Below are 20,598 nucleotides of genomic sequence, written 5' to 3'. Positions count from 1 at the left end.
GGACCTTTACGGGCAGTTAATCTCCACTTACCTCCCTCGAATTCTTAGAAATTCGAAGTGGGAGTCTTACTGCCCGTTAAAGCTGGGATAAGCCGAAGAGCTGACTCGAAATAGAGACAGCTCTTTTTTTAATTTCGTCATAATTTTATTAAATTGAGAAAGCCTATATATTAGAAGAATGGATGAAGGGTGATTTCATGGATTTTCTGAAAATAGCGGTTGACTTAATAATCGGCTTTACAGCTCTCTTTATTATGACAAAAATATTAGGAAAAACACAAATTACACAAATTACAACGTTTGACTTTATTTCAGCTCTTGTCCTGGGAGAATTAGTAGGAAATACGATCTATGATAATGAAACAGGTTTAACTGAGATATTATTTGCTGTTACTATTTGGGGTTTGCTCATCTATTTACTTGAAATAGTAACACAAAAATTTAATAGGCTTCGCGGTCCACTCGAAGGCAGCCCAACTATTATTATCCATGAAGGAAAAATTATAAGAGAACAACTGAAAAAAAGTAAGCTCGATATGAATCAGCTCCAGCATTTAGTCCGCTCAAAAGGCGTTTTCTCCTTACGAGAAGTTGAGTTTGCAATTCTTGAAACAGATGGAACTATTAGTGTTTTAAAGAAATCTACATATGAAAACCCAAAGAAAAAGGATCTTATGGTTAATCAGGAAAAAGTGTATTTACCAATTACTTTCATCAGTGACGGAAATGTCATTAAAGATAATTTACTGGAAGCTGGCTTTAATGAAACATGGCTTACAGAAAGATTAAAAGAAAAAAACATCCTTCATACGAAAGATGTTTTGTATGCCGAATGGCTGGAAGGAGACGGACTACATGTTCAATCGTTATAGTCCTCTCCTCTGTTAAATGCATTCATCGAAAAAACTCCCTGTTTCTAAATGGAAGGCGCTAGAATGTCCTTCCCCCTGCTGTTTTTTCTTCGCCTCTAATATTTTAGAGAAACTACGACTGTCAGAATGTTTCCGCTCTTCTTCAAAATATTTCTTATTTAAATGGATTGGTGATACCGCAGTTAATAATGCGTAATCACTTTTTACTGCTACTGACCGATTAACATATTGTGTATAAGCGTCAGATTGAATTGGTGGAATGAATACCATATTACTCCTCCTCCTGTCTTCTCTCTTTTCGAACTTACACCGTTCTGTTAATATAAAGTATTACTACTTATATTATATAACATAATTCGTCCATTGTTGAGAAATATTGGGGGTTGCTTTGACATGAATAACGCAAATTACTTGAATGAAATTATTTCTCTATCCACATTGCCGCGTGAACATTATCAAAAATATTATGAAGCCAGCATTCATGACAAAATAACATGTGCTCATTGCGGTGAGGCAGTCAGGCTTTATCTCGGCATAAAAAGAGTCCCTCATTTCTACCATGCTTATAAAGAAAGTGATACAAACTGCGAGGAATTCTGCCATACATTAATTCCAAATACTGCTCCGAAGCTGGAAGAAGAAACAGTAGAGAGAAACGGATTTCGATTACCAAAATCAAGAGCTGTCACACTGGAAAGAGAACAGCCATTAACAAGCTGGCGTTCCTCAGAAACAATTAAAATAGCCGCTCCCTTTCAAGATAAAAAGAAGGAATCATCACAACTTTATGGCATTTCTTTAGATAAGGAACAATTAAAAGCTGTGACAAAAACAGAAGGATCCCTGCTCGTGCTTGCAGGAGCTGGAAGCGGGAAAACAAGGGTTTTAACGACAAGAACGCTATATATGATAGAAGAAAAACAAATCGCTCCTGAATCACTTCTGCTCGTTACCTTTACTACAAAAGCTGCTCGGGAAATGCAAAATAGAATTTCAGCAAATCACAGACAGTATGGACAAAATCTCGTATCTGGAACATTTCATAGTATTTTTTATAAAATTCTTCTCCATCATAATCGAGAGCAATGGGCAGGAGAAAATTTAATTAAATGGGATTGGCAAAAGGAACAGTATTTAAAAAGTGCGTGTTCAGAATTTGGAATTGATGAAAAAGATTTTGCTTTTGACCAGGCTTTACAGCAAATCGGTCTATGGAAAAACCAGTTACAGCATTATACAAATATTAAAGCAGCTAATGAATGGGAAAAAAGCGTCCTCACCCTTTATAAATATTATGAAGAAAAAAAAGAGGCAAATAGAAAATTTGATTTCGATGATATGTTAATAAAATGCTATGAGCTTCTTTTACATAACGAGTCATTACTTAAAGCATACCAGGAAAGATTTCGTTATTTTCTCATTGATGAATTCCAAGATATTAATCCTGTTCAATACAATTTGATAAAGCTTCTATCAGACCATACAAAAAATCTTTGTGTCGTCGGTGATGATGACCAGGCAATTTACAGCTTTAGAGGCAGCGAACCTGAGTTTATTTTGAATTTTAAACATGATTATCCTCAAGCAGAAATAGTGAATTTAAGCGAAAATTATCGTTCTGACCATGCAATTGTAACAGCGGCTAATGAAGTTATTAAGAAAAATCGAAATCGCTTTCTGAAAAAAATGGCTGCCCAATCGAACTCTGAACAGCTGCCAACTTTCTTCTTCCCTTTTGATGAAGAGGAAGAAGCAACAGTAATTGTAACCGACATGAAAGAAAGAATAAGAGACGGCTCCCAGCCGGATGATTTTGCTATTTTGTATCGAACAAATTCTGCAGGCCGTGCCATTTTTGAACGATTAATTGCATCCAATATTCCTTTTGCTATCGAATATGACCAAGCACTGTTTTATGAAAGAAAAATCGTTCGCAGTCTTCTTTCTTATTTACGCCTCAGCATTAATCCTGATGATGTTCATGCAATGGGTGATTTATTAAGAGCTTTATTTATTAAGCAAGCTGCTCTCAACGATTTAAAAGCATTTACTATTCTCCATGACTGTACAATGATCGAAGCATTACTGAAATTAGAAGACCTGAAATCTTTTCAGCTGACAAAGTTAAAGAAAATTGTTCCAAAAATAAAAACATTGAAAAATCTGAAGCCTCTTGAAGCTATTTCTACAATTGAGAAGGAACTCGGTTTTCATGATTTCCTTAAAAAACAGGGAAATGAAGGAAATACAATTGAAAAAGGGTCCGATGATATAAATGATTTAAAAGTTGTTGCAAAGAAATTCTCTACAGTCCATGAGTTGCTTGAACATGCTGACCATATAACGGCAACACAGAAAGCATTGAAAAAGGATCGTACACATAAAACTGGTGTTCAGCTCATGACAATCCATCGCTCTAAAGGACTTGAATTTGAAAATGTTTATATTATCGGTGCGGTTGATGGCTCTATTCCACATGATTTTTCACTTGACTCCCATCGAAAAGGAGATTCTAATCATTTAGAAGAAGAAAGACGGCTTCTCTATGTGGCAATGACGAGAGCAAAAAGAAATTTAATGATTTCCGTTCCATTGGAACGAAGAGGAAAAAATGCTGTTATATCAAGATTTATCCGCTCATTTCTAACAGAAAAAATCCGGCCCCGTAAATAAATGATAGGGCCGGGTTTTTTTTATTATTTCTTATTCATCATTTTGGCGATCGTATTGAAGTCTAAACTTTGGTCGCCGCTCACAATTGAGTTTACAATTTTATCTTCCATTTGCTTTGATACTTTTTTATTCGCAATTTGTGATACTCTTTGAATAACATTGCGAACTGTTTTCTCGTCCTTAAAATTCGCATTTTGCAATGAATTTGCTAAAGAGAAAACATCATTCATATTAACACCTGTTTTCTTTTCCACATTTTTAAAAAATTTATTATCCATACATTACCCTCCTTAATTCACGATATATAGTATGAAATATGTTATAAAACGTGCATTTATCTGTTATTAAAAACTAAAAGTACGAGCTGAAGCACTCGTACTTTATTTTTTGATTCCCTTTAGCTGGTGAGTATTAGCCTAAATAAGCAGCACCAACAATAATTAAAAGAATAAATAATACAACGATTAAAACGAATGTGCTTCCACCGTAATTGTAGCCGCCACCGCCATAGTTACCGCCACCGTAGTATCCATAACCCATGTATATTCACCTCCCTCGCTCTGATGTCAATAATAATATATGGAAGAAATCCTTTTTTGTTTGGACGAATGAAACAGGGACCGTCACCAAAATTTTATTTTTGGTGACGGTCCCTGTTTTTCAACCATTCTTCTATGTCAAATGCTGCTCGCTCCATCTTTTGTTCAAACTTCTCTGCCACTAATTCAAGCTCTTGGAGATTCTGATCCATTCTGTTCATTTTTCCTTCTTCAGAAGATTGAATTTTATCATGCCTTTGATAAATCTTTTCAATAAATCTTTCAAATTCTTTACTTAAATTCCCCATTATCGTTTCTTTCCACAGCCACAGCCTTTTTTCTTCACTTTCTTTTTGCCGGCTGAAACATTCTTTTCTTTTTTCACATTTGCTAATTTATCTTCACTCGTATTTCTTCTATTCATTCGTTCCCAACCTTTCTCTTTTTACAAATTAGCTTACTTACTAATTATGTTATGTGAGCCTTTTTCTTTTGTTCTAATAATAAAATCTAATCTAATAACTTCGTAACAATGGTCTCAATCATACCTGCTGCCCCTGCAACAGCCAAAATGATGAGCAGCGGCTCTGTAATCGAAGGCCATATGAGCCATATTCCATAGAGGAAAGCCGAACACCATACACCAGTGCACCAATAACAGCTTAAAAGCTCCCCAATCCATGCACGTAATCCATTCCCTTTTATTTCGATATACGTTTCAACATTTCCATTTTCATTCATTTCTTCTACTTCATTGTGAAATGGCCTTCTAATAAACTCCGTAATTTTATCAAACACAAATAATCTTGTTAGTCTGAATACAGCAAGGGAAAAAATAATTAGATACAAAAAAGTCAGCATGTATGTTCACACCTTTTAATTTCATCCTAATATATTTTATAACTTGTAACGTCTAAGAAATTTAAAATCTGGGAAGGCCTCATTAAGTTTTATTTAATGCTTAATCAGAACAACGTGTCCTTATAATATGTAAATATTGAACTTATCCAATATTTGATATGTTAGCGATTCTGCCAACAAGCCCTTTAATACATTATGATAAAATTTACTAAATATGATAGGACGAAATAAACTTCTAATTCGAAAATGCCTTAGCCTTGATATGGTATTATAAATTTGCTAATCCCGAATTAGTCGGGATTAGCATCTAACTTCATTACCTATTTCTTTTGTTTTTTTAAACTTTGATAATAAGCAAAGTCGAAGTTACCAATTAGAGGTCAATTTCTACAATTAAAGTAAGGATTGCAATAAAGATGTTTGCAATAACTTGGAGAGTAAATGCTGTATTGGAGTCTTCTGCTTTTACATGGATATTTTTACAGTTGATAATAACTACTTTTTGTTTATTTGTTTGGGAAGTTTTTGCTGCATTTAATAATTCTTGTGTCACAAGTTCTGCATCATCTACAGAGATAAAAATCGATAATACATATACAATTAAGTTAACTCCAACTTGGATTGTAGCAGCAAAGTTTGATTGCTCAGAATCTACTTTAATATCACAAGAATCTTTAATAAAGATTAACTCTTTATTTAATTGATCGATCTCACTTACATTCACACCATCTTGATTAAATACTGCATCACCATCAAAAAACCCTGGTTTGAATCTGTCACCTCTATGATTATGATCATCACAACATTTGTCTTTCACTGGATGTTTGTCTGAATGGTCTTCTAATGCACACCAATTATACCGTTTAGCTTCCATTATTTTTCCTCCTTTCATTTAATACTATTAAATGCAGGAAAGGTATCTTTTGCATAAGGTATTTACCCCAGATGATATGACCATTTTTAGATTATCTGCCTCGTCTTTGACGAATCCTATCTTTCAATGACATCCTCTTTTGAGGCTCATTCTCTTCAGATAGCTTATCTACGGACTTAGCTTTCTTTACTTTAGTATCATTTTTTTGATTTTTAAGAAGAGCGTCAACTTGTGATTTAAAATTTAATGCCATCTCTTTTAAACGCTCTTTTTCCTCTTCAGAAATTTCACCTATATCTTCCTTTTTTATATTATGCTTATTCAAAATTTGCTTTACTATTAACTTAGCCATTTCAGGTGATAGCATTTCTTGTTTATTTTCTTCCACTTTCATCCCTCCTTTATAAAGATATTTTCAGAGAACAAGTTCAGAAATTAGGGCAAATAATATTTCTATAAGAAATTGAAGAGTGTGCATCATCTCATTATTTCTTAAATCGATCGTAACCCGATAACAATTTTCTACGAAGATTTCTTTTCTATCGGTTTGCTTAACAGTAAACTTATTTACTATTTCTTCATTAAGCATTTCTGCATGTTTGCTATCTACAATAATCATACCGAGAAACAAAGTGATCATAGCTTGCAAAGACGCATGAAGAGAAGCAGCCTGCTGTGTATTAAATGTAATAATTTTCACATCATGGGAATTTTTAATGTAGATTATATCACCTGAGGTTTGGATTGTTTTTGCTGTAATATATCCTTCTACATAAAGAATGGATGAAATAAAGTCTTGCTCAATTTCAGCTGGAGTGTTCAAATGTTTCACAAAAAACCCTCCTTTCCTACTTATATATAATGCATAGAAGTCAGTTTTGGTTTAAGTAAAAGATACAGTTTTAAAGCCCATTTTAGGTAAAATATCCAGAAGATAAGATTAGATTTTCAACATTCACATTTCCCTTAATTACTAGTAGTGCTTTTCCTAAAATCATTAATTAGTATTTTTACTTGATTGCTTTGTATTCAAAAAATCTTACACTTACTAAGTATCAAATAGATATTCCCCAATAATTCATCTCTTTATATAATTTCTCCTAAAATATATAGAAGAGATGAATTATAACAACTCATCTCTCCCTCCTTCATAATTACACAGTAGTTGAAAGAATTCTTACAAAGTTTATTCCATCGACTGGTATATTTACTGCAGTAGTCTCATTACCATATCCCTCTGTTTCATGAAGAACAATTAAATCTCCTACAATACTCATCAATATTCCTTCACCTTCATAATTATCAGTTACGATTAATACCCTTGAACCCATGTGTCTTGATAATTCATCAAGTAGTATGCTATTAAACATATATTCTAATCCTCCTTACCTTACTAGACTAGCTGTCTCAATTTTATTAAGCCGTACTAAATTTCGAACTGTAGTGCTCTCAAGAAGAACTACATAATCATCTTCAACACTCAGTACTGTACCTTCCAGCGGACTAAACAACTCATTTGGGATTGTTAATTGAACAACACGCCCTCTATTTTCCTCAAGAAATTCTCTTACTGATGCTGGACCAGAATAGGGAGGTCTAGGTGGTCTGGGATGACAATGGTGTCCGTGATGGTGATGGTGTCCGTGATGATGATGGTGTCCATGATGGTGATGGTGTCCATCATGACAATGGTGGCAATGTTTATGTCCATCATGACAATGGTGACAAGGCTTATGCCCATCGTGACAATGGTGGCAAGGCTTATGTCCATCATGACAATGGTGACAAGGTTTATGTCCATCATGACAATGGTGACAAGGTTTATGTCCATCGTGACAAGGTTTGTGTTTGTCTCTTTTTTTCAATTTACATTCTAAATCTAAAAAATCATTCTCCCTCCCAGTGATATCAGATAGGGCGGATACACTTTCACGAAGTTGCTCAGTCACTCTTTTTAATCTTCTTTTTCTTGCTTCTGAATGCTTAGGAGTATTTGCCAACAGAATCATCCTTTCTTTTAAATTTTAAAACCTTTCATTTTTAATATATTCTCTTCTTTTTTGCCTGTATCGGCATTTTTATTAATAATTTTGAAATTGTTCTACTGACTATTTTTATTCATCATTTTACAAATCTATTGATTGTTGAAATAATTTTATCCTGTGCCTGAAAGGTCATTGATGGAAAAATAGGCAATGCTAAAGTATTATTTGCGGCCTTTTCAGTAACTGGAAAATCACCTGCTTTATAATTTAAATAATCAAAAGCTTGTTGAAGATGCAAAGGTATTGGATAGTAAATAGCAGAAGCAATACCGTTTTGCTTCAAGAACAATGCCAACTCATCACGTTTTGCATATTCTATACAGTATTGATGAAATGTATGGGTACGGTCGCAGAAAATTGGAGGTTTTTTTAGCTTTTTGTTTAGTTCATTTGTATATCTTTTTGCAATTTCACTTCTCTTATGAAGAAAAATATCTAAATATTTTAACTTAACTAGTAAAATTGCTGCTTGGAATTCATCTAGTCTACTATTTATTCCGATCATTGAATGAACATATCTCATCTCACTTCCATGATTTCTTAGCATACAAATTTTTTCATAAAGAATTTTCTCATTTGTTACTATCATTCCTGCATCCCCATATGCCCCAAGACTTTTTGAAGGAAAGAAAGAGAAACAACCAATATTTCCAAAGCTGCCGACTCTTTTTCCTTTATATTCCGTCCCAATGGCTTGACATGCGTCTTCAATTACTTTCAAATCGAATTCCTTAGCTATTTCTAAAATTTCATCCATTTTAGCTGTTTGACCATATAAATGGACAACAATAATTGCTTTTGTATTAGATGTAATTTTTTCTTTTATCTTTGTTGGATCAATATTATAAGTGCCTTCTTCAATATCTACAAACACTGGTTTTGCTCCAACTCCTGCAATAACTTCAGCAGTTGCAAAGAAAGTAAATGGAGTTGTAATTACTTCATCACCTTGTCCTATATTTAGTGCTTTAAGTGCCAAATACAGCGCATCTGTACCATTGCCTACTCCAATCCCATAAGAAGCACCAGTATATTGAGCAATTTTTTCTTCCAGCTCTTTCCCTTTCTCTCCTAAAATATATTCTCCACTTAGTAAAACTTCCTTCATCGTTTTAAAAATCGGATCACCGAGTATTTCTAACTCACCTTTTAAGTCAACCATAGGAATCATCTTGAACCAAATCCTTTTCCGTCATTTTAATTACCGATGCCCTTATATTTCATACCTAAAGATTCAATCTCTTCTTTATTTAATACATTTCTTCCATCCAGAACCATTTTACAGTTACTAAAAGAATTAAAATCAAGATCCTTATATTGCTCATGAAATGCCTGTAAAATTAAAACATCGATATCTGATAGCTGTTTATCATTTAACGCTAAAGAGACAGCACCGTAAGATTTTATTTCGTCTTCATTAAATAGCGGGTCATTTAAAAAGATATTTGCTTGTTTTTCCCGTAAATGCTTTATTAATAGCAATGTAGATGATTTTGTCGTTTCTTTTACATTCTCTCTAAAAGCTAATCCTAAAATGAGAATATTTTTATTTTCTAAAGAACCTATTTCCTTCTCAATTTGCAGAACTGCATAGTCTGACATCTTATCATTTACTTCTCTTGCCATACTTGTTATTCCGTTATTTAGTCCCTTATTAATAAAAAAGTACGGATAAATAGGAATACAATGTCCTCCCACACCGACCCCTGGAAAATGCAAATGAGAAAACGGCTGACTATTGCTTGCAGCAATAACTTCAGGCATATTGACACCTTTATCATCTGCAAATTTTGCAAGCTCATTTGCTAAAGCAATGTTCACATCTCTGTAAACACACTCTGCTACTTTAGAAAATTCAGCAGTTTCTAGAGAACTTACTTTAATTAATTCACAACCTAATGCCTTTTCATAAAACGCAGAAGCAAGTTCAAGACTCTTCCCATCTAAACCGCCTACTACTTTTGGATAATTTCCCAAATCCTGAATAATACGATTCGAATAAACCCTCTCCGGGCTATACGCTAAATAAAAATCTTCACCCATTCTAAGCTTTGAAATCTCCTCGATCTTCTTACCAAACCTGTTTCTTGTATCTCCTGTCGGTAATGTCGTCTCAAAAATAATTAAAGTTCCTTTCTTAATCCCTTTTGCAATTTCCTCGACTGCCGGATCTATATACTGATAATCAATATTATTTTGTTCATCAACTAGTACAGGTACAATTACGATAACAACATCTGATTTCTTAACAGCCTCCGGTGTATTTAACGTAGCAGAAAGCGTACGTTGTTTATATGCATTTTGTGCCAATTGTTCCAGCCCAGGTTCATTTTTAATATGGCATTTTCCATCGTTCACTGAATTTACTACTTGTTCATTTACATCCGCTCCATAAACTGTGAATCCCTTATTAGCAAAAACTGCTGCCAATGTAAATCCAATTTTTCCGAGACCGATAACTGCTACACTGCTTAAGTGTCCACTAATTTCCTTCATTTCCTTCCCTCTCTTCCTAAATTTTCTTCACCCTCTCATCTCTTAAACTATGTAAAAAAATATTGTATTGATTGGATTTTTGACCTGCTTACTTCCTATTTTTCATGACCGTATTGTTTGAAGAACCCAAATAAAAATGACTGCTCTTAGACAGTCACCCTTTTTAATCAAAATGGACCTTCCAGCCCTGCAACTTTTGAACTTCCGTCCTAAATTTATAAAACGAGTCTACTAAACTCGTTTTATAAATTTAATGGAGAATAAGTCCAAAATTATTTTGTTTATAAACTGAATGGATGGCTATAGTTATTAATCAATGAATCATAAACTAACAAAAGTCTTTTCTCCATATTTTCCCAACTGTATACTTCCTCCATTATCTTCCTTGCATTTTTACTCATTTCTCTTAGTTTATCTTTATTCTCATGCAAATAAAGAAAAGCTTCAGCATAATCTTTAGCAGTTGCTTTTGGTTTATTAACAACAAGTCCGCAACGGTGTACTCTAATGAAGTTCTCCATTTCATGACATTTATTCACAACAACAGGTACACCATTATTTAAATAACTAAAAAATTTATTCGGAAGTGCGTAGGCCCGATTAAGAGAATACTGCAGTTCATCAAAATCGATCCAGCCTACATCTACATCTTTCATATGTTGTGCGATAGAATGGTAATCAACCCATCCTGTCAATTGTATCCTGTCTTTTAAATTGCTCGGAATAGTTAAAGAATGCCCATGCAGGACACCGCCAATTATTTTAAAATTAAAATCAATTTTATTCGAGCACAATTTTGTCATTTTGAAAATTTTCACTTTACTTCCTTTTCTCGTGTCCGCAATATGTCCTTCATAACAAACAGTTAATTTATCATGATCATATTTTTTCTCTTCGTAATCTGTAGCTAACGGTGGGGAATTATAAACAATTTCTATTGGAAGCAACGGCTTTTTTGCAAGAAACCAAGACTTTATTGACTCTGAGACAGTAATCATATAATCAATTTCATGAAGCATTCTATTTAAAAGTCTTAGCATTTTAACTTTATTCTCTTTTAGTATTGTTTTATTATCCAAGGGGTCTGGAATAAGATCATGACTGTCAAATATTAATTTGACATGCTTTTGCTTTGTTCTTTGTAATGTCCTTTTTATACCTATTCCAGCATATAACGAACCCATTTCGTGTGCGTGATATATATCCGCATCAACGGATAATCCGATATTTGTAAGCGGGTTATCAAATTGCGTATAATCCATCTCGTCAATATGACTTTGCATTAAGTCAACTGGGGGTCTAAAATCTTGTAAATTGTAAGTAATGATTTTAATACCTTCATGAATGAAAGATTCTTCTAAAAATTGTGTATCAAAAGGTTTTTTATCAATATCAAATAATTTACCTTTTATTCGTGGAACAATCATAGTGACATCGTATCCATTTTTTTGTAATGATATTGCTTCTTTTTTAAAAATTCTTGAGTCCAGGAATGAATGAGTGTGGACAAGTATACATACTTTCTTTTTCATTTTTAACCTCCAGAGCAATTATTTATCCTTTCCATAAGGTCCTTTTTCCAATCTTTTATAAATATTCATGTTCGGCCATTTATCCACATACTCTTTCCATTTAGTTGCATAATATAATAAATCATTTTCTTTTGTTTCTTTATAAAATTCTTCTAATCTATTAATGTGAATAAAGTGATACACATTATGCCATTTATCACCAAATTGTTTAAATGTTGTTGGGAAGCCAATATCCTTTAATAATTTCCATGGCAGTTTTACTCTAAATTCATTTAATCCCTGTTTAAGATCAACTGTCTCAATCAAAGTATAAGGACTTTTCTGAGACTCTCTAATTTTTGTAGGGGAATATGGAGAACTTGCAATGTAGAAATTTAGTTTACCTTTTTTCGGACTCATTAACCTAATTGCAATCTCGTTTTCAAGGGGATAGGAATATCTGCTAAGTAATACCTTTAATAATGCAGAGTAATTTTTAGTAAAAACTTTTTTTCCCTTTTCTTCGACCGAGGAACGCTCAATAAAATTTTCGTAATTCTTATTTGAATCTACAGTTAGCGTATAACTTTTTTCTTTTGGAACACATAGACTAATATCTTGTAACTCTAAATTAATGGACGGGGCAGAGATTTTAATTACTGCTTTTCCGTTTAACGCATAACGGGAATTAGATACATGTGGTGCATCATATAAAGAAAGCATTTTAATTATGGTCTTTAGATTTTCACGCCAAAAGCTCTCAGCATCTTTATCTCCAGTTATTTCAGAGTATTTTTTAATAGAAGAAAGGGCAGAAAACCATCCATTTAATACATAGCCATTTGGATTCATCGGATATTCCTGAATACTCGGTCCCATTGAACAATTATGGAAAACCCCTCCCTCAGATACTGGAATTTTCAAACTGTTATATGTTGCTTTTGCTGCCTCCCTATATTTCGTGTCATTTGTTAAATTTCCCATTTCCGCAAAGACCTCTGTATAGTAAGCCTGGGTTAGAGCAGAATAATATTCTTTACTTGTGGAATTAAATACACTTTCTTTTTTATACCAAAATACAAGTGAATCCTTATAATATTCCATTCTTTTTATTGTAGCATCGGTAACTTTCTCTGCGGCTTGCTTATACTTGATATCTCCCGTTTTTTTATACTGAAATAAGTAATCTCTAATGACATAAACTCCATAAATCGGATGACATGCTACTTTATTTCCCATGTCCTTTCCTGGATAGCTATCATCCAGAAATTTAATTTTATATTTATCTTTACTTACAGCTTCTAAACGTGGCGTAAATTTTGGCATTTTCTCGTTCATGACATTCTCCTTACCAATTAATATTCTTTTTATGTTATTCTAAAAAATTTGAAATGATAGGGCCTTATGTTATCTTCACAAAAAAAGAGAGGTAATATCTGCCTCTCTACTTTATTTTCCTTGCTGGAACTCCAGCAACTACTTCATTATTACTAACATCCTTTGTTACCACTGATCCCGCTCCAACTATACTTCCTTCTCCAATTGTAATACCAGGTAAAAGAGATGCATTATTTCCGATTTTTGCTCCTTTTTTAATGACCGGCCCTTTTAGTGTATATTCCCTTGCTCCCATATACTTATCATTGGACATTGAGACACATGGTCCGATAAAAACATTATCTTCTAAAATGGTATCACCAGTCACATATGCAAGTGTTTGAACTGTACAGTTTTTTCCGATAACTGTGTTTAATTCAATAATGGCAGCTCTTCCGATTACAGTACCTTTACCAATAGAAACATTCTCCCTAATGCTTACATGATCAGCGATAAATACATTTTCTCCAATAACTGTATTCGTATAAATGGACACTGTGTTACCTATTTTCGTACCGTTGCCAATAACGAGGTCCTTATTGCTTTTATTTATTTTTCTCATTCTTCCGCTTTGGCGGGGTTCAATCCCCAGTACACAATTAGCACCAATCTCCACGTCATCACCAATTTTTATTCCTTTTAAAATGACTGTATTATGACCGATAACTACGTTTTTTCCAATGACAGCTCCTGCCTCAATAACAGTATTTTCCCCGGCTTTCATGCATTTAGGTATGTTAGACATTAGTTTCTCCCTTCTTTCAAAAGGATGCTTTCAATCATATTTAAAAGCCCTCTTGCCCTTCTCCCCACTGAGTGCTCTTCATTTACGAAATGATAGCCATTTTCAGCTATTCTTTCCCTTTCCTTTTTATTAAAAAGATAATAATGAGCCTTTTCTTTAAAATTAGAAGAATCAATTGCTACAAAATGATAATCCGGAAGAAAACCAAGATCTTCAAGCTCCTTGAAAGTCGGTGCAAGTAAAAGTGTCTTACAAGCAAGAACCTCAAAATATTTCTTTACCGGATAATAATAAATAGAAGGACAAGTAAAAAAAAGCTTAGCCCGATTAATTTCCATCACATATTTTTCACCTAAGGGGAGCTCATTTTCCTCACTTTTTTTAAAATTCCGGTAACCTGGATGTTCATGATAAATGAAATTCGGATCATTTTCATAAGCAGTCAGGATAGCTTTCCTTAAAGGGTACACCTCATTTACTGCTCCCATCATTAATAAATCTATATTCCTGTTTAACCTGTAATCTTTATACAGGTTCGTATTAACAAAATTAGGAAACAATTTCATTCTATGCTTATATTCCGGGTATATTTCATAAAACTTATCGCGTACTACTGAGAAAATATATAAATTTCCATTTCTTTTAATGAAATTTCTTCTTAGTTCTGTAAATCTGTGAACATCATTTACAATCAATCCAGTTGGAATATTTACTGTATGAAAGTCTTTTATAACTGGAGAAATTCCCTTCCCAATATCATTTATTATTAAAATAAAATCCGGATTAACCGGGAGTTTACTAATAATTTTTCCTAGTCTTCCTGATTCGCGCCAAATCATAAGGTTAGTCAGCTTTTTTAATTCCTCTTCTAAATAATAATAGTTCCTATTTAATGCAGCTGATGTATCATCAGCGATCATTAATAAATTTAACAACTAAGAATCTCCTCTCCTTTCTTCCAGCGGAACAAACGCCAAAATTCACGTATTCTAATTTCAATGCCCATCCCTGCTTAAAACACGAGACATAAGATAGATTGGAAGATTATATAGAATGGAGGGATTTTATGAAAATTGGGGTAATCGGAACAGGAAAAATGGGCGAAAATCATGTGAAAACGTATGGCTCTTTAACAAATGAGTGTGAACTGATCGGTATTTATGATAATGATTACGAAAGAAGCAAAGAAATAGCCCTTAAATATAATGTAAAACAGTTTCAGCTGTTAACAGATCTTCTTAAAGAAGTAGACGCAGTCAGCATTGCTGTTCCAACCAAATATCATTTTGAAACCGGCTTAGCCTGTATTCAGCATAATGTGCATATGCTGATGGAAAAACCTATTACAAGCAATGAAGAAGAGGCTAGAATTTTAGTCAAGAAAGCAAAAGAAGCAGGTATCATTCTCCAATTAGGTCATATTGAATTATTTAATCCTAAGATTAATATATTAAAGCAGCTTTTAGTTAATGAGAAAATTATAGCTATTGATATTCACAGGATGAATCCTTATGATCAAAGACTTTCAAATGTTGATGTTATCCATGACTTAATGATTCATGATTTATATATTCTTCATCAATTACTAAATGAGGAAATGAAGAAATTTTATGCAATCGGTCATATCATTAATCAAAAAACGAGGCATGCTTCTGTATTAGCCGATTTTAACAATGGAACTGTTGCTCAACTAACCGCAAGCTTCATGTCTGCTGAAAAAATTAGAACTATCCGTATTATTATGGAAAATGCCTTTATCACAGTTAATCTGTTAAACAAAAAGATCGAGATTACTAAATCTCCCCATCATTATATAAAGTCATTGCAGGAACATCCTTTAGAGAAAGTTTGTGAAACTATTACATTTCAAAATTATAATTCTTTAGAAAATCAATTAATCGATTTTTTAAACTGTATTAAAAACGGTGCACCTCCTTCTGTTCCTGGTGAAGATGGAATTTACTTATTAAATATTTGCAATAAAATAAGTAATTTCATCAAGAAAGATTTTAAATAACAGTTCCGTTCCTTATTATAATTTAGGGAGGGCTAAAACTGAGAGACATCCATGTTCTAATAATAAATTACGATAGTCCAACACTTTTAAAAAAAGCAGTACTATCATTACACCTCCTTGATCCTTTAATAAAGAGGATAACTATCTTCAAAAATAAAAATATGTTTTTTTCTTTAAAGGGTCTCCCTAATGAGCTGAATACAGAAATAATTAATATTAAAAATGAAGATCTCGGCGGCAGTTTAAATGATTACATTCCTAAAATTCAAAGCCAGTTTGTTTTATTTCTCAATAACCATCAATTTCTCACCTCTTCACTTAAAAATTCTTTTATAAATGATCGGTATTCTGTTATTACCGCTCCCCAGCATTTCAAAAATATTGAAATAGAATGCCCATTTATAGTAAGAACAAGTTTCTTAAAGCAAACAAGGTTTTTTTTAAAGCATCAAATTCCTTTTAAAGAGGCTATTCTTTATGCTTGGCTTAAAGAAAATTGTGATTGCAAAATGATATCTTTAGACAAGGAAGTAACTAGACAGCAGTATACTAGAAATTCAATAAAAAAAATGGAATTTATTAATAAATATCATCTTGAGAAGACAAGCAATGAAACGAGAAAACCAACTCTCTCAGTTATAATCGCAAATTACAATATGGAAAACTATATAGAAACAGCTGTTTCTTCTTGTCTTTTGCAAAATGAACTGGCTGATCAATTATTAGTAGTCGATGACGGATCAACTGATAATTCAATAAAACATCTCGAAACTTGGAAACATATACCTAATTTCAAACTGCTTTCAATAAATAAAAACATGGGAAAGGCCAGAGCACTAAATTATGCATTGCCCTATGTTACTTCAGATTATATTTTAGAACTTGACGCCGATGACTGGCTTGATCCCGATGCTGTCTTCACTATAAAAAACTATTTAAAAACTATTTCTGAAGATGTTTCTATCCTTTATGGGAATTTGAGGAATTGGAAACAAATTGAAGAATTTGGTGTTAAATTTATGTATATAAAGAAAGGAAAACAAGTCAGAAATAAAGACGAATTACTTTCATATTCATTTCCTCTAGGTCCGAGAATTTATAAAAAATCTACTTTAAACGCTATAGGCGGATTTCCCATTATTCACTTTGAAAATGGAAGGTTATACGAAGATGTATCTGTTTTAAGAGAGCTTATTAATTTCGGAAGACTGCTGTATTGTGACTTTACTATTTATAATACAAGACAGCATCAAGCTAGTATTACGAAGAAATATTATTCAAAATGGAATGATTACTTGAAATATATTCAATAACTTCCTCAAAAAAGAAAAGCCCTCAACATTCAATTTTGGACGTATACCCACACCAACTAGGGAGAAAACACATACTCTGTTAAAGACTAAAGTCAAATAACTATTTTTAAAGGAGATGAAATTTAATGGGTTGTAAAGGTAAACATGATCATGGCTGCATATGTGATGCTGTTGAGCAAATTTTAGCAGAACAGGAAGCTGTTGAAGAAATCGTTGGTTGTTCAACTAGCTGCTACAGCAATTTATTAAACCCAGCATCTGCCCCAGGCAGAGATACAATTCCATTTATTGTATTCGATAAAAAAGGAGATCTCTTCAAAGCATTCGGTAATGTGGGTGGCTTCAAAGGCGATATGACTTGCTTCAAAACAATCTTTTTCCGTGTGGAACGTCTAGAAAACTGCTGTGCAACATTATCATTATTACGTCCGATTGATGAATGTGGAGACACACATCATGTATCTGATCCATGTGATCCGGATTTCTTTGCACTTGAAAAGACAGACTTCTGTGTTGAAGTAGACCTTGACTGCTTCTGTGCAATTCAATGCTTATCACCTGAATTAGTATGCCGTACTTTTGATAAGAAACATTCAAAATAAATAAAAAAGACTGCTGAAATCAGCAGTCTTTTTGGTTAAAATCCTAATATACTAATAGCCTTAATCTCATCAATATGAATAGTTACAGCATCAGAATGCTGTAAGGAACGAATTGTTACAATCCCGTTCTCTTCCCCCATAATAAGCCCCCGATATTTCACTTCGTTGGTTTCAATTAGACAAAGAGACTTTGGCATTGTTTTTGGTAATGCCTTAAAAAATTGTACTTTCTCAGGAATGCTCATTTCTGAAATTGACTTTCTTTCTCTTCTTTTCTTTTTAGGTTTTTCCTGTTCTTCTTCTATATCTTCTTTGATTTTTTCCACTTCCACATTTTCAATTATTGAAGGAGTTTCAATAGGCATCTCCGGCTTTTCTTCTACAGCTTCTATAGATTCCACTTCTCGTTCTTCCACCTGTTTCTGAGGCTTTTTTATAACCAGTGCTTGCATTTTTGCTTGGATTCCCTCTTGTTCCGGCTGAATAATGTAGAGAAGCGGCTTTGCTGAATAATCATTTTTAATTTTGCTCATCTATTTCCCTCCATGAAAATCATTCTTCACTTTAACAGTCATTACAGTTTATGTTCATTATTTAGTTAATGTGCCTATTTTCAAATCATAAGAAAACAAGTTAACTTTACAAAAAATTAAAATTCGCTTAACAATTAATTGGTATTGTTAAATATATAAATTATGAGCTTTATTTTATAAGTAAGGAGAAAAAATGATTAATTTTAATATGCATCTTTTAGAAGAACATACATCAAATACAGCAGAGTTTCTAAACATCCTGAATAATAAAAGTTTAACGATACAATTTCAGCCTATTGTTCATTTCCAAACTGGCTGTACATACGGTTATGAAGCATTATCAAGAGGACCGGAGGATAGTTATTTTCATAGTCCTTCCACATTATTTCCTTTCGCTAAAAGCAAGGGACTTTTATATCCATTAGAAAAAATTGCACGTGAACTCGCTTTTGAGGAAAGCAAAAAGTCAATTAAACATGGGAAGCTCTTTATCAACTTAAATTCAGAAGTAATTTATGATACAGATTTTAATCCCGGTCATACTATTTCTTTGTTAAAGGAATATTCATTAACACCGAGAGATATTGTTTTTGAAATTACAGAACGAAGCGCAATCAGTGATTTTACAGCGTTTAAATGTGTGTTAAATCATTACCGGGAACAGGGATTTCAAATCGCAATCGATGACGCTGGAGCAGGTTATTCCTCCCTTCAAGCTATTTCTGAAATTATGCCGGATTATATTAAAGTTGACCGTTCACTTGTTAGTGGCATTGACCAAAATGAAGTGAAAGAAAGTATACTGGAGGCATTTGTAACATTTTCTAATAAAATGAACAGTAAAGTAATTGCTGAAGGAATTGAAACAGAAGAAGAATTAGAGAAAGTGATGAAGCTTGGAATTGATTACGGTCAGGGATTTTTTCTAGCTAGACCTATGAACCCAGTCAAAGGAATAACAGAAAGCGCATCAAATTGCTTAGAAGCACTAAAAGAAAATTACAATAAAACTGGAAAAACTGTTGAGGTTCATATAGAAGATGAAATTATTTTCTTACGTGGTGTTACAGAAGTGAAGAGAGTAAAAGCGAGTGAACTTGCTTTCTCCTAATATTTTTAAAAATAGACAGGCATGAAATTTATGCCTGTCTATTTTTGCATTCTTTTCTTAATTACGCAATAACATGGTATCCAGAATCAACATGAATATTTTCTCCAGTAATACCTCTTGCAAGGTCACTGAATAAGAATGCAGCTGTATCGCCAACTTCTTCTGGAGTTGTCGTACGGCGAAGCGGTGCACGTTCTTCAATTTGTTTTAAAATAGAGTTAAAATCACCGATTCCTTTTGCAGAAAGTGTACGAATTGGACCAGCAGAAATAGAGTTTACACGAATGCCGTCTTTTCCTAAGTCGCTTGCTAAATAACGAACACTTGCTTCTAATGATGCTTTTGCCACACCCATTACATTATAATTCGGCAGGACACGCTCTCCGCCTAAATATGTTAATGTAACGATACTTCCGCCCTCAGTCATAAGACCTCTTGCTTCTTTTGCAACAGCTGTAAGTGAGTATGCACTAATATTATGTGCAAGCATGAAACCGTCACGGGTTGTATTTAAATATTCACCTTGAAGCTCTTCTTTATTAGCAAAAGCGATACAATGTGCAACACCATGAATTGTACCAACTTCTTCTTTAATTTGTGTAAAACATGTTTGAACTTCTTCATCACTCGTTACGTCACAAGGCAGTACAATAGAATCTTTACGCTCTAATGATTCAACAAGCTCACGAACTGATTTTTCTAAACGTTCCCCTACATATGTAAAAATAAGTCTTGCTCCAGCGTCATGTAATGATTTAGCAATTCCCCAAGCGATACTGCGCTTATTCGCAACACCCATAACGACAATATTACGACCTTCAAGTGATAAATTCATAAGAATCCTCCTTTATTACGAGTTATTAGTAGCTGGTTATAATTATATCATTCTCTCAGCTAATACGCTATCTCACACATCATTTACAGGGAACTTTTTTCTTTTTATCAGCGACTTTCCCTTTTTATCAGCGACTTTCCCTTTTTATCAGCGACTTTCCCTTTTTATCAGCGACTTTCCCTTTTTATCAGCGA

24 protein-coding genes are annotated in these 20,598 nt (G+C 33.4%); 6 read left to right on the top strand and 18 right to left on the bottom strand.

Annotated elements, in window-relative coordinates:
* Positions 1–197 precede the first annotated feature (197 nt).
* A complete protein-coding gene (locus BFA01S_RS15215) occupies positions 198–872 on the top strand; it encodes a DUF421 domain-containing protein (protein ID WP_066232376.1) in 675 nt (224 codons plus the stop codon).
* Between the two features lie 12 nt (positions 873–884).
* On the opposite strand, the gene BFA01S_RS15210 is transcribed toward BFA01S_RS15215, so the two are convergent.
* The gene (locus BFA01S_RS15210) at positions 885–1,142 is read right to left on the bottom strand and encodes a hypothetical protein (RefSeq protein WP_066232373.1); all 258 of its coding nucleotides are present in this window, start codon (positions 1,140–1,142) and stop codon (positions 885–887) included.
* A 123-nt stretch (positions 1,143–1,265) separates the two neighbouring features.
* Here BFA01S_RS15210 and BFA01S_RS15205 point away from each other — a divergent pair, with 123 nt between their 5' ends.
* Positions 1,266–3,545 carry a UvrD-helicase domain-containing protein gene (locus BFA01S_RS15205; protein ID WP_066232369.1) on the top strand — a complete coding sequence of 760 codons (2,280 nt, stop codon included), beginning with the start codon at positions 1,266–1,268 and terminating at the stop codon, positions 3,543–3,545.
* Positions 3,546–3,568: 23 nt separating this feature from the next.
* On the opposite strand, the gene spoVIF is transcribed toward BFA01S_RS15205, so the two are convergent.
* The 15 genes from spoVIF to BFA01S_RS15135 form a co-directional block, all read right to left on the bottom strand.
* Complete coding sequence (gene spoVIF / locus BFA01S_RS15200; RefSeq protein WP_066232366.1) at positions 3,569–3,823, bottom strand: sporulation-specific transcription regulator SpoVIF; 255 nt, start codon at positions 3,821–3,823, stop codon at positions 3,569–3,571.
* Between the two features lie 133 nt (positions 3,824–3,956).
* The gene (locus tag BFA01S_RS22025; RefSeq protein WP_082800019.1) at positions 3,957–4,085 is read right to left on the bottom strand and encodes a YjcZ family sporulation protein; all 129 of its coding nucleotides are present in this window, start codon (positions 4,083–4,085) and stop codon (positions 3,957–3,959) included.
* Positions 4,086–4,179: 94 nt separating this feature from the next.
* Entirely contained in the window at positions 4,180–4,392 is a 213-nt protein-coding gene (locus BFA01S_RS15195) for a hypothetical protein (protein ID WP_066232363.1), read from the bottom strand.
* Positions 4,393–4,594: 202 nt separating this feature from the next.
* Entirely contained in the window at positions 4,595–4,945 is a 351-nt protein-coding gene (locus BFA01S_RS15190) for a DUF1360 domain-containing protein (RefSeq protein WP_066232361.1), read from the bottom strand.
* A gap of 373 nt (positions 4,946–5,318) precedes the next feature.
* Positions 5,319–5,819, bottom strand: coding sequence for a spore coat protein (locus BFA01S_RS15185; RefSeq protein WP_066232358.1), 501 nt, complete (start codon positions 5,817–5,819; stop codon positions 5,319–5,321).
* Positions 5,820–5,910: 91 nt separating this feature from the next.
* The gene (locus tag BFA01S_RS15180) at positions 5,911–6,207 is read right to left on the bottom strand and encodes a hypothetical protein (protein WP_066232355.1); all 297 of its coding nucleotides are present in this window, start codon (positions 6,205–6,207) and stop codon (positions 5,911–5,913) included.
* 27 nt (positions 6,208–6,234) lie between these two features.
* Entirely contained in the window at positions 6,235–6,651 is a 417-nt protein-coding gene (locus BFA01S_RS15175) for a spore coat protein (RefSeq protein ID WP_066232352.1), read from the bottom strand.
* Positions 6,652–6,973: 322 nt separating this feature from the next.
* The gene (locus BFA01S_RS15170; protein WP_066232350.1) at positions 6,974–7,189 is read right to left on the bottom strand and encodes a hypothetical protein; all 216 of its coding nucleotides are present in this window, start codon (positions 7,187–7,189) and stop codon (positions 6,974–6,976) included.
* Positions 7,190–7,204: 15 nt separating this feature from the next.
* Entirely contained in the window at positions 7,205–7,819 is a 615-nt protein-coding gene (locus tag BFA01S_RS22020; RefSeq protein WP_082800016.1) for a hypothetical protein, read from the bottom strand.
* A gap of 121 nt (positions 7,820–7,940) precedes the next feature.
* Entirely contained in the window at positions 7,941–9,035 is a 1,095-nt protein-coding gene (locus tag BFA01S_RS15160) for a DegT/DnrJ/EryC1/StrS family aminotransferase (protein WP_066232345.1), read from the bottom strand.
* 26 nt (positions 9,036–9,061) lie between these two features.
* Positions 9,062–10,360 carry a nucleotide sugar dehydrogenase gene (locus BFA01S_RS15155; protein WP_066232341.1) on the bottom strand — a complete coding sequence of 433 codons (1,299 nt, stop codon included), beginning with the start codon at positions 10,358–10,360 and terminating at the stop codon, positions 9,062–9,064.
* Between the two features lie 281 nt (positions 10,361–10,641).
* Positions 10,642–11,892, bottom strand: coding sequence for a glycosyltransferase (locus BFA01S_RS15150; RefSeq protein WP_066232338.1), 1,251 nt, complete (start codon positions 11,890–11,892; stop codon positions 10,642–10,644).
* 18 nt (positions 11,893–11,910) lie between these two features.
* The gene (locus tag BFA01S_RS15145; RefSeq protein WP_066232335.1) at positions 11,911–13,209 is read right to left on the bottom strand and encodes a D-glucuronyl C5-epimerase family protein; all 1,299 of its coding nucleotides are present in this window, start codon (positions 13,207–13,209) and stop codon (positions 11,911–11,913) included.
* A gap of 106 nt (positions 13,210–13,315) precedes the next feature.
* Positions 13,316–13,993 carry a DapH/DapD/GlmU-related protein gene (locus tag BFA01S_RS15140; RefSeq protein WP_066232333.1) on the bottom strand — a complete coding sequence of 226 codons (678 nt, stop codon included), beginning with the start codon at positions 13,991–13,993 and terminating at the stop codon, positions 13,316–13,318.
* The gene (locus tag BFA01S_RS15135; protein ID WP_066232330.1) at positions 13,993–14,928 is read right to left on the bottom strand and encodes a glycosyltransferase; all 936 of its coding nucleotides are present in this window, start codon (positions 14,926–14,928) and stop codon (positions 13,993–13,995) included. The genes BFA01S_RS15140 and BFA01S_RS15135 overlap by 1 nt, the downstream gene beginning before the upstream one ends.
* A gap of 131 nt (positions 14,929–15,059) precedes the next feature.
* Here BFA01S_RS15135 and BFA01S_RS15130 point away from each other — a divergent pair, with 131 nt between their 5' ends.
* The 3 genes from BFA01S_RS15130 to BFA01S_RS15120 all read left to right on the top strand — a co-directional run bounded on the left by BFA01S_RS15130 (position 15,060) and on the right by BFA01S_RS15120 (position 17,925).
* Positions 15,060–16,010 (top strand): Gfo/Idh/MocA family protein, encoded by a 951-nt coding sequence (locus BFA01S_RS15130; protein WP_066232328.1) that lies wholly within the window; start codon positions 15,060–15,062, stop codon positions 16,008–16,010.
* A gap of 161 nt (positions 16,011–16,171) precedes the next feature.
* Positions 16,172–17,323: a glycosyltransferase family 2 protein gene (locus BFA01S_RS15125; protein ID WP_066232326.1), complete on the top strand. Its 1,152-nt coding sequence runs from the start codon at positions 16,172–16,174 to the stop codon at positions 17,321–17,323.
* A 125-nt stretch (positions 17,324–17,448) separates the two neighbouring features.
* The gene (locus BFA01S_RS15120; RefSeq protein ID WP_066232323.1) at positions 17,449–17,925 is read left to right on the top strand and encodes a CotY/CotZ family spore coat protein; all 477 of its coding nucleotides are present in this window, start codon (positions 17,449–17,451) and stop codon (positions 17,923–17,925) included.
* Between the two features lie 35 nt (positions 17,926–17,960).
* Here the strand turns inward: BFA01S_RS15120 and BFA01S_RS15115 are convergent, their stop codons facing one another.
* Positions 17,961–18,458, bottom strand: coding sequence for a CotO family spore coat protein (locus tag BFA01S_RS15115; RefSeq protein WP_066232320.1), 498 nt, complete (start codon positions 18,456–18,458; stop codon positions 17,961–17,963).
* Positions 18,459–18,651: 193 nt separating this feature from the next.
* Between BFA01S_RS15115 and BFA01S_RS15110 the strand changes: the two genes are divergently transcribed.
* Entirely contained in the window at positions 18,652–19,569 is a 918-nt protein-coding gene (locus BFA01S_RS15110) for an EAL domain-containing protein (RefSeq protein WP_066232317.1), read from the top strand.
* A 61-nt stretch (positions 19,570–19,630) separates the two neighbouring features.
* On the opposite strand, the gene fabI is transcribed toward BFA01S_RS15110, so the two are convergent.
* Complete coding sequence (fabI, locus tag BFA01S_RS15105) at positions 19,631–20,404, bottom strand: enoyl-ACP reductase FabI (protein ID WP_066232314.1); 774 nt, start codon at positions 20,402–20,404, stop codon at positions 19,631–19,633.
* Positions 20,405–20,598 lie beyond the last annotated feature (194 nt).

The organism is Metabacillus fastidiosus NBRC 101226 (assembly GCF_001591625.1).
Classification (GTDB): domain Bacteria; phylum Bacillota; class Bacilli; order Bacillales; family Bacillaceae; genus Metabacillus; species Metabacillus fastidiosus.
Note: the sequence above shows the minus strand (reverse complement) of the source record. Positions and strands in the feature narration are given on the sequence as shown.